Origin of the sequence: Enhygromyxa salina (assembly GCF_002994615.1) — a bacterium.
In the GTDB taxonomy this organism is placed as follows: Bacteria; Myxococcota_A; Polyangia; order Nannocystales; family Nannocystaceae; genus Plesiocystis; species Plesiocystis salina_A.
This window is the reverse complement of sequence record NZ_PVNK01000227.1, coordinates 1-13,725: the sequence shown is the minus strand read 5'-3', so window position 1 is coordinate 13,725 and position 13,725 is coordinate 1. Positions and strand designations below refer to the sequence as shown.

Below are 13,725 nucleotides of genomic sequence, written 5' to 3'. Positions count from 1 at the left end.
TTCAGTCGAGGCCGTTGATGTGTACCCCAGCGGCGCCCGGCGAGCGCGGGACCACGCGTCCGACCGGGGTCGCGGGCTGTCCGGCCGCGTCGCAGGCGGCGAGCGCGTCATCTGCTCGGGCTGGATCGACGAGCAGGAGCATGCCGATGCCGCAATTGAAGGTCCGCAGCAGCTCGTCGCGGGCGACGCCGCAGGCCGCGACCGCGCGGAGGACCGCGGGCTGCGCGACCGCGCTCAGGTCGATCTCCATCGCCAGCTCATCGCGCAGCGCGCGGGGCGGGTTCTCGATCAGGCCCCCGCCAGTGATGTGCGCGGCGGCGTGGACCGGCGCCCCGTCGAGCGCGCGCAGGGCCGCGAAGGCGGGCTCGTAGATGCGGGTCGGCTCGAGCAGCGCGTCGCCCACGCTGCGGGGGTCGTCGGGCCCGGCGCCGGGCAGGGGATCGCCGAGGTCGAGCCCCCCGTGTTCGGGCGACAACAACGCCTTGCGCGCGAGCGAGTAGCCGTTGCTGTGCAGGCCCGAGCTCGGGAGGGCCAGGACCGCGTCGCCCGCCTCCGCGCGGTGGGGGCCCCAGATCTCGTCGCGCTCGACCACGCCCACGGCCGTCGCCGCGAGATCGTAGTGGCCGTCGGCGTACATCCCCGGCAGCTCGGCCGTCTCGCCTCCGAGCAGGGCGCAGCCCGCCTGGCGGCAGCCAGCCACGACGCCCGCGACGAGCTGCTCGATCTTGCCGGGCTCGAGCCGACCGGTCGCGATGTAGTCGAGCAAGAACAGGGGTTGAGCCCCGGTGCACAGCAGGTCGTTGACGTTCATCGCGACCAGGTCGATGCCGACGCTGTCGTGGCGGTCGAGGGCGATCGCAACCAAGAGCTTGGTCCCCACGCCGTCGGTGCACGAGACGAGCACCGGCTCGCGCAGGCCCGCGGGCAGCCCCATCAGCCCCGCGAAGCCGCCGAGGCCGTCGAGCTGCTCGGGCCGGCGCGTGGTCTCGACCAGGGCCTTGATCCGGCGGACGGCCTCGTTGCCGGCCTCGATGTCGACGCCCGCGCCCGCGTAGGTCAGTGGCTTGCCCCCGCTCACTTTGCCGCCTTACCAAGCGAGGGCCAGAACAGCAATCGCCTCGTCGGCGCAGCCCTGGCCGGAGTCAGCCGAACAGGTCTTCGAGCAGGGCCAGCATGGCTCGGCTCGACTTCAGGCTGCGGTCGGTCGCGAGCCAGGACTCGAAGGTCTCCATGAGCGCGATCGTGATCGCGGGGCGGTCGGCGAGGGGATCGTTGACCGCGCCGGGGCGCTGGCGTTCGAGCAGCGGGCGCAGGCGCTCGGCGTACTCCTCGAGCAGGGCCATGTACTCGCGCTTGAGGTCCGAGATCAGGCGCTGGCGGACCCAGTGGGCGACCGAGGTCATGATCCGATCGACGAGGACGTTGACCTCGGCCGGAGGCACCTGCATGTAGGTGGAGCTCGGCAGCATCGCAAAGCCCGACATCAGGCGCGCAGCCAGCTCGAGTGCGTGACGGTCTTCGCTGCGCATCGCCGGCCACGCGGTTCGCTCACGCATGACGAGAAAGGCGACGTAGAGCCCGTCGATCCCGTACTCGTCGGCCGCGCCGACGACCCGACGCATCACGCTGCCGCTGTAGCGCTCGAGGATCTGCTGCAGCGCCCGGGCAACCGAGGCCAGGGCCCCCTGGGGCAGGGTCGCCAACGACGCGTCACCCGCGAGCCCGCCCTCTGAGGACGACACAGACTGCCAGGGTCCGGCCGTGAACCCGCCGAGGTCCCCACCAGATCCGTCGGAGCGCTTACTGGCGATACTCACGAACCCTCCTCCCGCAGGCAGGGGCGTTTTCCCGGGGCGGGGTCGAAGGGTTGAGAGCAGACAACTTCTGAACGTCTCGCCGATGCGCAGTGCGAAGCTGTGCACGCCTTGCCAGCAAGGGGTGGCGAGGGGATGATACCCCGGCCGCGATGCCGCGGACGGAAATTACAGACCATGGCCTGGTGGCGACGCAAGAAAGACGCACTCGAGCGACCCGAACCCGGCGGCAAAGTGTCCGTCCCGGCTGGTCTGTGGACCAAGTGCGACTCCTGTGGAGAAATTACCTACACCGAGGAGCTGGTCCAGAACCTGCGCGTGTGTCCCGTCTGCGGTCACCACCACGTGATGCCGACCCGCGAGCGGATCGAGGCGACCGTCGACCCGGACTCGTGGGTCGAGCACGACGCGGAGCTGTGCTCCGGTGACCCGCTCGAGTTCACCGACTCCAAGCGCTACCGCGACCGCATCGTCGCGGCGACGAAGAAGAGCGGCCGCAACGACGCGTTCGTGGGCGGGATCGGGCGCGTCGACGGGATCGAGACCTCGCTGGGCTTCTTCGCCTTCGAGTTCATGGGCGGATCGATGGGCTCGGTCGTCGGCGAGAAGGTCACGCGCGTGTTCGAGCGCGCCCTCGACCGCCAGATCCCCGCGATCGTCTACTCCGCCTCCGGCGGGGCGCGCATGCAAGAGGGGATCTTGTCGCTCATGCAGATGGCCAAGACCTCGGCCGCGCGAGCCAAGCTGCGCGAGGCCGGGCTGCCCTACATTTCGGTGTTGCTGCACCCGACCACCGGGGGGGTCGCGGCCAGCTTCGCCTTCCTCGGCGATCTGATCCTGGCCGAGCCCCGGGCGCTGATCGGCTTCGCCGGCCCGCGGGTCATCCAGCAGACGATCGGCCAGGAGCTGCCCGAAGGGTTCCAGACCAGCGAATTTTTGCTCGAGCACGGCATGGTCGACCGCATCGTCAGCCGACTCGAGATGCGCGACCAGATCGGCCTGCTGCTGCGCCTGATGGGCTTCGGCGAGGACATCCCGCGGGCCAACCAGACGATGAGCGAGGGCGTGGTCCTCCGTGAGAACGGCGCCGCGCCCGGCTGAGCCTCCGGTCGATCATGGTTCAGGATTGGCGCGCAGAGCTGTTCGCCCGCCGGACGATCGGTGTGCGGCTCGGGACCGCGTCGATGGAGCTGGTCCTCGACGCGCTGCTGCCAGGCCTGCGCCAGCGGCCGCCCTTTGACGTCGTCCAGATCGTCGGGACCAACGGCAAGGGCTCGACCGCGGCGCTGATCGCCCATGGCCTCGCCACGCTCGGGGGCCACGGGCCGATCGGCCTGTTCACGAGTCCGCACCTCGAGCGGATCGGTGAGCGCGTGCGCATCGACGGTCAGCCCCTCGCCGACGAAGCGATCCGAGTCGGGGTCACCAAGGTCACGGCCGCCGAGCGACTCGCGGGGGTCTCGCTGAGCTTCTTCGAGGTCCTGACCGCGGTCGCGCTGAGCTGCTTCGTCGACGCAGGCTGTCGCGTGGTCGTGCTCGAGGCCGGGCTCGGGGGGCGCCTCGACGCGACCACCGCCGTGAGCCCGCGAGCGATCGCGATCGCCCGCGTCGCCCTCGATCACCAGGACTATCTCGGCGACACGCTCGAGGCGATCGCGGCGGAGAAAGCCGCGGTGATCCGCGCGGGGGTGCCGGTTTTCAGCGTCCAACAGGCGACCGAAGCCGCCGCGGTGATCGAGACCCGCGCGCGCGAGCGAGGCGCCCGGCTCGAGTTCGTCGCCCCCCTCGCCGCCGGTCCGCGCGGGCTGCTCGGCCCCCACCAGCGCCACAACGGCGCCCTCGCGCTGGCGATCCTGCGCGAGCTCGATCCGCGGGCCTCGGCCGCGAGCCTCGACGGCGTGTCCTGGCCCGGCCGACTCGAGCGCCTCGCCGTCGGCGCCGGATCGCTGTGGCTCGACGTCGCGCACAACCTCGACGGCGTCGAGGCCCTCGGCGCGGCGCTGCGCCAGCTGAAGATTGAGCCGCGCGCGATCGTGTTTGGCGCCATGGCCGACAAGCCAGCCCCGGCCATGGCCGCGCGGATGCGCGAACACGCCCCGCTGTGGCTGGTCGTCCCGGCCGAGCAGGGGGCGTTCGACCTCGAGGGTGTGGCCGCCCCCGGTGAGCGGCGCTTCGCCGGGCCGCGCGACCCCGAGCTGCTCCGCGCGCTGAAGGAGCTCCTGGCCGGGGCCGCGAGCGTTGTCGTGTGTGGTTCACACTATCTCGTAGGGGCCCTGCGCGCGGCCTTTGGCGAGGGATCGCCGGAGGTCGACGGCCCCGAGCGCAGCGATCCCATCGCCCGCCGCGTCCACCCGGCGGCGCCGCCTCCTGAACGCCTGGGTGGTGAGGGCGGCGAGTGATCCCGCCGATTGCTTGGAATTTAGGGCCAGTGCTGGCTAGGATCACGCTCATGGGCCGTCGACGCCTCGTGGTGACTCCTGGAACCGTGGCCCTGCTCCTGGTCGCCGGCTCGGCGTGGGCCGGCCCGCCGCCGCCGCCTCCGAGCGACGCCGGGGACGAGCGCGCCAGCTCGGCGCCGCCGCCCCCGAGCAGCTCGCGGATCGAGACGACCCCCGCCGATCCCCTGGTCGTCGATCAGCGCACGGCGGACACCGACCTGACGACCAACTGGACCTACAGCCGCGGCGGCACCCGGGGCCCCAACTACGTGCGCCAGGCCGACGACGATCCCTTCTTCACGGTCAACCCGATCGGCTACTACCAGGGGGTCTCGATCGCGGGCGGCAACTCCCCGCCCTTTGCCCCGAAGGAGATCGGCGGCGCGTCGGCGGTCCTGACCTGGACGGGCTTCGAGCGCGGCGAGAGCAGCTCGCGCGTGTTCTTTCAGCTCAGCACCTCGGTCGAGCCCGAGATCTCCGTCGAGGGTACGCGGGTCTTCGTCAAGCTCCCGCGGACCTCGGTCAAGATCCGCAACAACCGGCGCAAGCTGATCACCAAATTCTTCAAGACCCCGGTCAACGAGGTCAAGGTCAGCCGCACGGGCAAGGACGTGCTCGCGGTCCTCGAGCTGCGCTGGGAGGCGACCCCGAGCTGGCGCTTCGAGGCCGGCGCCCACGGTTACCAGGTCCTGGTCCTCGAGTTCTCGGACACCCAGGACCAGGACCAGGGCACCCAAGGCGGGACCCCGCCCGCTCCCACGCCGCCGCCGACCAGCCAAGATCCGGGCGACAGCGACGACTCGTCCACGGACCCCTCGCCCTTCTTGCCGTCCTGAGGGGCCAACCCGAGGCGGGCGCCGGCGCTCAACCGGCGGGCAGCACCGGTGGCGCCGCCCCGCGGGCCAGCTCGACGGCGGCGAAGGTCCCGCTCGCGGCTGCCAGCAGGTACAGCGCGACGCCAAGGACCGGGGCGAGGAAGCCAAACACCGCCGCCGCGACCAGCCACTTGTGACGCATCGCCCGATCGATCCGCGCATGGGTAGCGAGATCTCGCACGACCGCGGCCAGCTGCGCCTCGTCTTCGGGCGCGAGCGGCTGGGCCTTCTTGCGCCCCGGCAACACCGTGTGGTTGCGCCACAGCAGCTTGGTCGTCAGCTCGTGGAGTCGGGCGAGCTCGCGGTCGACGTCCGGCTCGCTCGCGGTCACGACGTTGACGGCGTAGGTGCGAATGCCAGGGACGTGGACCCGAGCGCGGGCGAGGCCGAGCGCGGCCTCGGCGAGGAAGTGTCGGGCGGTGGCGGCTCGGCCCAGCTTGGCGCCTCGACCGTCATCGGGGGAGCCATCGAGGGTCAGCAGCGCCATGTTGAGGGCATCGGCGGCGACGCTGAGGTGGCGCGCCGCGCTGGTGTGGCCGTCTCCGAGGTGGCGGTAGCTGTGCTGAAGTACCGGGCTGTTGGGGACCACCATCGCTTCTTCGTCTTTCTCGTCGGGCCTCGGGTCGCTCGACGTCGTGCTGGGCTGAGTTGACTTCGGTTGGCTCGGGTTGGGTTGGGTTCGTTCTCTGCAAGCGGGAGGCCATGCCGTCGCGTCGACAAAATCGAGCCGCGGGTGATGCGCCGAGGCACTCGGTCCCCGACATCCGGGGTGGAGTGACGCTCGGCGACCCTTTTTCGGCCGCTTTCGTCGACGTCCACCCTCGAACAACGAGGACCCAAGCTGTAGGTTGCAACGCTCGAGCTCGAAGTGAGCGACCTGGCTGTCGTGGCTCGCGGTCGCCTGGCGAGGAGCCTAGCCAGGAGATCACTTCCGCTCGATCGCCTTGGCCTCGTCCCAGAAGCCGTCGAGACGCTCGAGGCCAGCGGTCGTCGGATCAATGCCTTGCTCGTGACAGCGCCGCATCACGTGGCCGAAGCGTCGCTCGAACTTGAGGTTGGCCTTGCGCAGCGCGGTCTCGGCCTCGAGCCCGAGCTTGGTCCCGAGCCGGACGAGCACGAACACGAGATCCCCAAATTCTTCTTCGATCGCCGCGGCGTCGCCCGCCTCGATCGCCTCTTCGAGCTCGGCCCACTCTTCTCGAGACTTGCTCAGCGGGCCCTCGACGTCGGGCCAGTCGAAGCCCACGGCCGCGGCCTTGTTCTGCAGACGCCAGGCTCGCTGGAGGGATGACAGGGCCTTGGGGACACCGGCGAGGGGGTTGGGGATCGCCGCGTCCGCCTCGGCGCTGGCCCGCCCTCGAGCCTGGCGTTCGGCCTCCTTGATCTGCGCCCACCTGGCCTCGACCTCCTCCGGGGTCTCGCGCGGCGCGGCGCCGTCGGGGCCAAACACGTGGGGGTGACGGCGGATCATCTTGCTGCGGATCGCCTCGATCACGCCGTCGAGGTCGAAGTGGTCCTCGCGCTCGCGGATCGCCGCATGAAACACGATCTGAAACAGCAGATCCCCGAGCTCGCGGCGGTGCTCGTCGGGGTCGTCCGCGTCGAGGGTCTCGAGCACCTCGTGAGCCTCTTCGATCAGGTAGGGGCGGAGGCTGTCGAGGGTCTGGGCGCGGTCCCACGGGCAGCCCTGCGCTCCGAGCAGCCGGTCCATGAGGTCGCGGATGCCGTCGAGCCCGTCGCGGAGTCCGTGGGGGCGATGGTCGATGACCTCGGCGGGGTCGTAGGTCACGGGCAGGTCTCGCTTCTCGTTCACGATCGGATCGGTCTGGCTGCTGGGGCCTGGGGGTTGGGGTCTGGTGCCGTCGGCGCCGCTCACGTTGACCACTGGCCGGGGCGTGGTAGCTTCTCGACCCTCGTGCAGTACCACGACTACCGAGCCCCCGCGCTCACAGGTGCCTTCGCTTGCGAGCGTGTCTGAAGCGGTGGTGTCGCGGGCCGTCCGCGCGAGTGTTGTTATCGTTTCCTGGACTCAATCCAGTCGTGATCGCCGTCGGCGCCGCAGCGCCGTGGGTTCGTGGTGATCGCCACCGAGGACCATGTCGTGAGCTCTGAGACCCGCAAATTGGTGTTTAACGATCAGCGCGCCCTCCAGCTCGTGCTCGGCTCGCCGTCCGAGTCCAAGCGGACCGTCGCCGAGCTCGAGCGCTCGACGGGGGTCGCGCTACACGTGCGCGGCACCGAGGTCACGCTCAACGGAGAGGCCGAGGGCCTCGACCTCGTCGAGCGCCTGCTCAAGCAGATGTTCGGCCTCGCGCGCACGGGCCGGCCGATGCTCCCGACCGACGTCGCCCGCGGCATCGAGATCCTCAGCAAGGATCCCGAGGCCGAGCTCACCGCTGTCTACGATGACGTGATCATCACCAAGAGCAGCGGCAAAGCAATCTCGCCGCGCAGCCTGGCCCAGAAGCACTACGTCGACTCGATGCGGCGCAACAACCTGGTGTTCGGGGTCGGCCCCGCGGGCACGGGCAAGACCTTCTTGGCCGTCGCCATGGCCGTGCGCCGGCTGCAAGACAAGCAGGTCCGCCGCATCATCCTCAGCCGCCCGGCGGTCGAGGCCGGCGAGAACCTCGGGTTCTTGCCGGGCACCCTCGAAGAGAAGGTCAGCCCCTACATGCGACCGCTCTACGACGGCCTCTACGACATGCTCGACGGCCCCAAGGTCCAGCGCATGATGGAGCAGGGGGTGATCGAGATCGCGCCGCTCGCCTACATGCGTGGCCGGACCCTCAACGACGCCTTCGTGATCCTCGACGAGGCTCAGAACACGACCCGCGAGCAGATGAAGATGCTGCTCACGCGGATCGGAATCGGGACCTGGACGGTGGTCACGGGCGATCCCTCGCAGCGCGACCTCGACGGCCGCGAGCGCAGCGGCCTCAACCATGCGATCCGCGTGCTCTCGGGCGTTCCGTCGGTCTCGGTCTGCAAGTTCACGGGCAACGACGTGATGCGTCACCCGCTCGTCCAGGACATCGTCCGCGCCTACGAGCAAGACACCCGCGAGCGCGCCGAGCGACGCGAAGAGCGGCGGGCCCAGCAACACGGCCAGGCGCGTGAGCGCGGCCGCGACGGGTGATCCAGCGCCATGCACGGAGCCGAACAAAGCGCAGCCGCCACCGATCCCTTGCTCGCCGCCATGACGGCCGAGCTTCGTCGCTCGCAGCAGGGCCTGCGGGTCCCGGGCAATCCCCGGCCTTACTACCTTCGCTACGCCCTTCGTCGTGAGCGCGAGCTGCTGATTGAGGCCGCCCACGGCTCGCTGCTGCGGCGCCGGGACAAGCTTCGGGGCAGGTTGGAGGTCGAGGTCCGGGTCGGGTCTCACGAATTCGACAACGTGTTCGATGGTGGCCTCGACGGCGATCAGTCCGAGCGCGAGAGCGCCGACTGGCTGCTCGCGCCCGACGACCTCGAGCCGATGGCCCTGCGCTGCGCGCTGTGGAAGCTGACGCAGATGAAGTTCGACGAGGCGCTCGAGGACTACTACGACCACCGCAAGGCCATGGTCGCCGAGTACCTCCGCGACGAGGTCGCGAGCTTCACCCGCGAGCAGGCCACGCGCCACCTCGAGGCCCTCGACGACAGCCCGCTGCCGATCGAACGCTGGTCGCAGGAGCTCGTCGAGCTGTCGCGGAGGCTGCTCGACCACCCCGAGATCCACGATCCCACCTTGTCGATCCGCGGCGAGCGGATCCATCGCTGGCTCGTCGACACCGAGGGCAGCCTCGTGCGGACCTCGGACCTGTGGCTCGAGTTCGAGGTCCGCGGCTTCGTGCTGACCGACGACGGCGTCTACGTCGAGGCCGCGCGTGCCTGGCCCGCCCGCACGCTCGACGAGATGCTCGACGCCGCGGCCATGGCCAGGCTCTTCGACGAGGTCGTCGCCGAGCTCCACGAGCTGCGCGAGGCCGACAGCCCGGGCTCGTTCATCGGCCCCGCGCTGCTCTCGGGCCAGGCCGCGAGCACCATGTTCCACGAGGCCCTCGGCCACCGCGTCGAGGGCAACCGGCTCGGGGCCCGAGGCGAGACCCGAACCTTCGCGCGGATGCTGGGCGAGCGGATCTTGCCCCCCGGACTCCACGTGTTCGACGATCCGACGCTCACCGAGCACCGCGGACACTCGCTGTGGGGCAGCTATCGGATCGACGACGAGGGCGTGCCGGCCCAGCGCGCCGAGCTCGTCCGCGACGGGCTCCTCGTCGGCTTCCTCCGCAACCGCACGCCGCTGCCCGATCAGAGCAGCCCCGGTCGCGGGGGGGAACCGCCGAAGCCCGAGCGCTCCAACGGGCACGGACGCAGCGCCGGAGTCGAGCGACCGATGGCGCGGATGGGCAACCTGATCGTCGAGAGCGAAGCCAGCCACGACCAGGATCAGGCGGCGCTCGAGCGTGAGCTCATCGAGCTCGCGCGCGCCTCGGGCCGCCGCCACGCCGCGCTCATCCACCGCGTGCGCGCGGGCGAGACCGCGACCGACAGCTACGATTTTCAAGTGTTCAAGGGTGAGCTCGCCCATGTCGAGCTCCTCGACGTGGAAACGGGCGCGCGGCGGCGTGTCCGCGATCTGGAGCTGATCGGCACGCCGCTGTCGGCGCTGCAACGGATCGTCTCGTTCGGTGGCGAGCCGGGGGTCGACCACGGACACTGCTACGCAGAGAGCGGCTCGGTGCCGGTCGGTGGGGCGGCGCCCGCGATCGTGCTATCCGAGGTCGAACTCCAGCAGGCCAGCCGCACGGGTTTTCATGAGCCGCTGTTGCCGCCACCCTTCGCGGACGACGGCTCCGGGGGGCGTACAGGCCGCCTGCGCGAACGGGGCCGTCGCCGCCGACGCCGCTGAGCCCGCGATCCCCACCCGGCCAAGATACGATCCGGAACACTCGAATGACATCACCAGGCCAACCTCGCGCACACCTGCGGTCCCGACCGGCGCGACCGCCAGCGCAGCTATAATCGAGCATCTGATGGACGCGCCAGCCACCGCGCCGATCGGCGATTTCGCCGGAGTGCTCGACCGCATCGAGGGGAACTTCGAGGCGATCCAGATCGAACGCATCGGGCCCGGCAGCGTCCGGATCCATCAGCGCGGCGCCGAGCTCGCGGTCCTGAGTCCGGGCGCCGAGCTCCCGAGCGGCTTCGACATCGCCCTCATCGTCGGGGCCGGAGATGCGCTCGCGGAGGCCCTCCGCCGCGTCCGCGGCGACCGTGTCCAGCTCCTGCCGCTCCCCGCCACCGCGGTCGTCGTCGACCACGCGATCCGTGCGGGGATCGGCGCCGCGCGGCAGCGACGACGGGCCGAGCTGGTCGACAAGCTGCTCGACGTCGGAGCCGCGCTCGTCGCCGAGCGCGACCCGAGCGTGCTGCTCGAGCTGATCCTCGGCGAGGCCCGACGCATCACCGGGGCCGACGCCGGCTCGATCTACGTGGTCGAGGCCCCGAGCCGAGAAGAAGGCGACAGCGAAAATTCGGCGCGCGCGGCCAGGCCGTCCAAGCTGCGCTTTCGCTTCGCCGAGAACGCGTCGCTGCCCGACGCGCGCTTCGACGAGTTCGTGGTTGCGATCAACGAGGGCTCGGTCGTCGGCGCGTGCGTGCTCGGGGGTGAGCCGATCACCTTGCGAGACTGCTACGGCGAAGACATCGAGGATCGCAGCTGCAACGGACGCAGCTTCCCCCACGACCGGAGCTTCGACGAGCGCCTCGGCTACCAGACCCGCTCGATGCTCACGGTCCCGATGCTGCCCCCCGACGGCGACGCGCTCGGGGCGATCCAGCTGATCAACGCCCGCGTGAACCCCCACGACACACGCCCGCTGCGAAGCGACGAGGACTTCAACCGACGGGTCGTCCCCTTCGACGCCGACGCCGAGCGCCTGTGCCGAGCGCTCGCAGCCCAGGGCGCGGTCGCGCTGGAGAACGCGCGGCTCTACGAGGAGATCGAGGCCCTGTTCGAGGGCTTCGTCCGCGCCAGCGTCAAGGCGATCGAGCAGCGCGACCCGACCACCAGCGGCCACAGCGAGCGCGTCGCGGCCCTGACGATCGGGCTCGCCGAGGTCGTCGACCGGGCCGACGACGGCCCGCTGGCGCAGGTCTGGTTTGATCGTGAGTCGCTGCGCGAGCTCGAGTACGCCGCGCTGCTCCACGACTTCGGCAAGGTCGGCGTCCGCGAAGACGTGCTCATCAAGGCCAAGAAGCTCTACCCGGGCCAGCGCGCCCGGGTCATGAGCCGCTTCGATCACATGCGCACGGCCATGCGCCTGCACCTGCTCCAGAGCCGCCTCCGCGGCGGTCCGGGGCGCGAGGCCGAGACCGACGCCGAGTTTCAGGCTCGGCTCGCCGAGATCCTGACCGACATTGACGAGCTCCAGGCCCTCGTCGAGGCCGCCAACGAGCCCTCAATCTTGACCGAGGACTGCTCGGCCGGGATCCGGGCGCTCGAGCGCCGCTCCTTCGCCGACGGGGACGCCCGGGAGATTCGCCTGCTCGAGCCCGGCGACGTCGAGTCGCTGCTGATCTCGCGCGGAAGCCTGACCGAGGCCGAGCGCAAGGAGATCCAGAGCCACGTCGTCCACACCTTCCACTTCCTCGAGCAGATCCCCTGGGGCCGCAAGCTCATGCGCGTGCCCGACATCGCCGGCAAACACCACGAGTACCTCGACGGCACCGGCTACCCCAACGGCATCACCGCCGAAGAGATCCCAATCCAGACCCGGATGATGACGATCGCCGACATCTTCGACGCGCTCACGGCCGCCGATCGGCCCTACAAACGGGCCGTGCCCATCGAGCGCGCCCTCGCCATCCTCGAGGCCGAGGTCGCCGGCGGCAAGCTCGACCGGGACTTGTTCGAGGCCTTTGTGGGCGGGCGGGTCTACGAGAAGATCGAGCTCGCCCGGCCCTGATCCATGCCCTTGCTTCCGACCCCGTACTTCTTCGTTTCGCCGCAGCTGCGCGGGCGCGTCGCGCCGCGTGTGGTCGCGCTGCTCTCACGCCGGACCCGCCGCGCAGGCCAGTGCCTGGGGCTCGACGCCGCCGCCCTGCGCTCGCTGGGCCTGCGCATCGTCGAGGACGAGGAGATGGCCGAGCTCCACCTCGCGTACATGGACGAGCCGGGCCCGACGGACGTCCTCTCGTTCACGCCCGCGGCGGCCGGGGCCCCCCAGGCGCCCGGGCTCCCCGGGTCGCTCGGCGACATCGTGATCGACTGGGACGCGGTCGAGCGTCAGGCCGGCGCGGCGTCGAGCGTGGCCCGCCTGAACGAGGCCACCGTGCTCGTGGTCCACGGCCTCGTGCACCTGCTCGGACACGATCACGGCGATCGCCACGAGGGTCGGCGCATGCATCGGCTCGAGCAGCGCGTGCTTCGAACCTTGCACGTCGCCGACCCGCCCCGGCCCTACGCGCCCCGGCTCCTCACGGCCCACGAGACGGTCCACGAGGCGGCCCCCAAGCGGGGGTCGAGGGCCCGGCGATGAGCCCCGGCCTGGTCTTTGTTCACGGTGGCGCCGGGACGATCGCCGCCGACCTGCGTGAGGCGGCCGTCGCAGGCGCGCGCGCTGCCGCGACCCGCGGCCTCGCCCGTCTCGTCGAGCTCGGCGAGCGCGAGGACGCCTGCGTCGACGCGGCGATCACCGCGGTCCGCGTGCTCGAGGACGATCCAACCTTCAACGCGGGGCGGGGCGCCTGCATGAACGCGAGCGGCGAGTTCGAGGCCGACGCGGGCATCATGCGCTCACGCGACCGCGCCAGCGGGGCGGTCGCGGCGGTCCGCGAGATCGCCGACGCCTCCGAGCTCGCCCGGGCCGTGATGGAGCGCAGCGAGCACGGGCTGCTGGTCGGCGACGGCGCCCGGGGCTTCGCCGAGTCCGTCGGCGTCGGTCGCTTCGGCCGCGAGCGGGTCTGGACCGCGAAGGCCCAGGCCCGCTACGCCAGCGCGCGCGCGGGCGAGCTGGTCGCCGACAACCGGGCCGACACGGTCGGGGCGATCGTGATGGATCGCCGCGGGCACCTGTGCGCGCTGGGGTCGACCGGCGGGGTCTTGCTCAAGCTGCCCGGTCGGGTCGGCGACACGCCGCTGATCGGTTGCGGCTTCTATGCCGACGCGACGCTGGGGGCCGCGCTGGGCACCGGCGTCGGCGAGGCGATCATGAGCCGCGTGGGCTGCCACGAGCTGTTGCGCCGAGCCGCCGATCATCAGACGGGGCTGCAGGTGGCCGCGCAGCAGCTGTGTGACGAGATCCATGGCGAGTCCGAGGCCGCCGTCGGCTTCATCGCGATCGGTCCTGGCGGCGCGCTCGCCATCGCCCACCGCAGCGAGCACATGAGCTGGGCCCTGGCGGCCGAGGGCAGCCCGCTGCGCGGGGGCCTGAGCGCCCCTGCGGATCCAAACGACGCCACCTCGCCCGTGCTATGAGTGAGCGATGCTCGCTGCGGCGATCGTCCTCACGCTGGCCTTCGCGCCGCCAGACGCCGCCTCGCCGACGACGGCGCCGGTGTCCGACGATGCGGGCGAGGGCGAGGGCGAGGGCGAGCCTGAGGGGGAAGGGG

12 protein-coding genes are annotated in these 13,725 nt (G+C 71.1%); 8 read left to right on the top strand and 4 right to left on the bottom strand.

Annotation, left to right across the window (positions count from 1 at the left end; translation table 11 throughout):
- Position 1: 1 nt before the first annotated feature.
- Positions 2 to 1,078, bottom strand: coding sequence for a phosphoribosylformylglycinamidine cyclo-ligase (purM, locus tag ENSA5_RS26135; protein ID WP_106394414.1), 1,077 nt, complete (start codon positions 1,076 to 1,078; stop codon positions 2 to 4).
- A gap of 64 nt (positions 1,079 to 1,142) precedes the next feature.
- Positions 1,143 to 1,817: a hypothetical protein gene (locus ENSA5_RS26130; RefSeq protein ID WP_146156136.1), complete on the bottom strand. Its 675-nt coding sequence runs from the start codon at positions 1,815 to 1,817 to the stop codon at positions 1,143 to 1,145.
- A 174-nt stretch (positions 1,818 to 1,991) separates the two neighbouring features.
- Here ENSA5_RS26130 and accD point away from each other — a divergent pair, with 174 nt between their 5' ends.
- Genes accD through ENSA5_RS26115 form a run of 3 tightly spaced genes read left to right on the top strand, consistent with a single transcriptional unit; the run spans position 1,992 to position 5,088 of the window.
- Positions 1,992 to 2,915 (top strand): acetyl-CoA carboxylase, carboxyltransferase subunit beta, encoded by a 924-nt coding sequence (gene accD, locus ENSA5_RS26125; protein WP_106394412.1) that lies wholly within the window; start codon positions 1,992 to 1,994, stop codon positions 2,913 to 2,915.
- A 14-nt stretch (positions 2,916 to 2,929) separates the two neighbouring features.
- On the top strand, positions 2,930 to 4,213 hold the full coding sequence (locus ENSA5_RS26120; protein ID WP_106394411.1) for a bifunctional folylpolyglutamate synthase/dihydrofolate synthase: 1,284 nt from the start codon (positions 2,930 to 2,932) through the stop codon (positions 4,211 to 4,213).
- A gap of 50 nt (positions 4,214 to 4,263) precedes the next feature.
- Positions 4,264 to 5,088: a hypothetical protein gene (locus tag ENSA5_RS26115; RefSeq protein ID WP_146156135.1), complete on the top strand. Its 825-nt coding sequence runs from the start codon at positions 4,264 to 4,266 to the stop codon at positions 5,086 to 5,088.
- 28 nt (positions 5,089 to 5,116) lie between these two features.
- Here the strand turns inward: ENSA5_RS26115 and ENSA5_RS26110 are convergent, their stop codons facing one another.
- Both ENSA5_RS26110 and mazG read right to left on the bottom strand, forming a co-directional pair.
- Positions 5,117 to 5,719, bottom strand: a complete 603-nt coding sequence (locus ENSA5_RS26110; RefSeq protein ID WP_106394409.1) for a hypothetical protein — start codon at positions 5,717 to 5,719, stop codon at positions 5,117 to 5,119.
- 333 nt (positions 5,720 to 6,052) lie between these two features.
- Positions 6,053 to 6,940 carry a nucleoside triphosphate pyrophosphohydrolase gene (gene mazG, locus ENSA5_RS26105; protein WP_258183029.1) on the bottom strand — a complete coding sequence of 296 codons (888 nt, stop codon included), beginning with the start codon at positions 6,938 to 6,940 and terminating at the stop codon, positions 6,053 to 6,055.
- A gap of 288 nt (positions 6,941 to 7,228) precedes the next feature.
- Here mazG and ENSA5_RS26100 point away from each other — a divergent pair, with 288 nt between their 5' ends.
- From ENSA5_RS26100 to ENSA5_RS26080, 5 genes are all read left to right on the top strand, one after another.
- Positions 7,229 to 8,266 (top strand): PhoH family protein, encoded by a 1,038-nt coding sequence (locus tag ENSA5_RS26100; RefSeq protein ID WP_258183028.1) that lies wholly within the window; start codon positions 7,229 to 7,231, stop codon positions 8,264 to 8,266.
- 9 nt (positions 8,267 to 8,275) lie between these two features.
- Positions 8,276 to 10,021, top strand: coding sequence for a metallopeptidase TldD-related protein (locus ENSA5_RS26095; protein WP_106394408.1), 1,746 nt, complete (start codon positions 8,276 to 8,278; stop codon positions 10,019 to 10,021).
- Positions 10,022 to 10,145: 124 nt separating this feature from the next.
- Positions 10,146 to 12,080: an HD domain-containing phosphohydrolase gene (locus tag ENSA5_RS26090; RefSeq protein ID WP_106394407.1), complete on the top strand. Its 1,935-nt coding sequence runs from the start codon at positions 10,146 to 10,148 to the stop codon at positions 12,078 to 12,080.
- Between the two features lie 3 nt (positions 12,081 to 12,083).
- Entirely contained in the window at positions 12,084 to 12,653 is a 570-nt protein-coding gene (gene ybeY / locus ENSA5_RS26085) for an rRNA maturation RNase YbeY (protein WP_106394406.1), read from the top strand.
- The gene (locus ENSA5_RS26080) at positions 12,650 to 13,591 is read left to right on the top strand and encodes an isoaspartyl peptidase/L-asparaginase (RefSeq protein ID WP_106394405.1); all 942 of its coding nucleotides are present in this window, start codon (positions 12,650 to 12,652) and stop codon (positions 13,589 to 13,591) included. The genes ybeY and ENSA5_RS26080 overlap by 4 nt, the downstream gene beginning before the upstream one ends.
- Positions 13,592 to 13,725 lie beyond the last annotated feature (134 nt).

Bases quoted from the DNA above. Each gene is read 5' to 3' on its own strand.
- accD (WP_106394412.1), top strand. From the start codon at position 1,992: ATGGCCTGGTGGCGACGCAAGAAAGACGCACTCGAGCGACCCGAACCC.
- ENSA5_RS26120 (WP_106394411.1), top strand. From the start codon at position 2,930: ATGGTTCAGGATTGGCGCGCAGAGCTGTTCGCCCGCCGGACGATCGGT.
- ENSA5_RS26115 (WP_146156135.1), top strand. From the start codon at position 4,264: ATGGGCCGTCGACGCCTCGTGGTGACTCCTGGAACCGTGGCCCTGCTC.
- ENSA5_RS26110 (WP_106394409.1), bottom strand. From the start codon at position 5,719: ATGGTGGTCCCCAACAGCCCGGTACTTCAGCACAGCTACCGCCACCTC.
- ENSA5_RS26095 (WP_106394408.1), top strand. From the start codon at position 8,276: ATGCACGGAGCCGAACAAAGCGCAGCCGCCACCGATCCCTTGCTCGCC.
- ENSA5_RS26090 (WP_106394407.1), top strand. From the start codon at position 10,146: ATGGACGCGCCAGCCACCGCGCCGATCGGCGATTTCGCCGGAGTGCTC.
- ybeY (WP_106394406.1), top strand. From the start codon at position 12,084: ATGCCCTTGCTTCCGACCCCGTACTTCTTCGTTTCGCCGCAGCTGCGC.
- ENSA5_RS26080 (WP_106394405.1), top strand. From the start codon at position 12,650: ATGAGCCCCGGCCTGGTCTTTGTTCACGGTGGCGCCGGGACGATCGCC.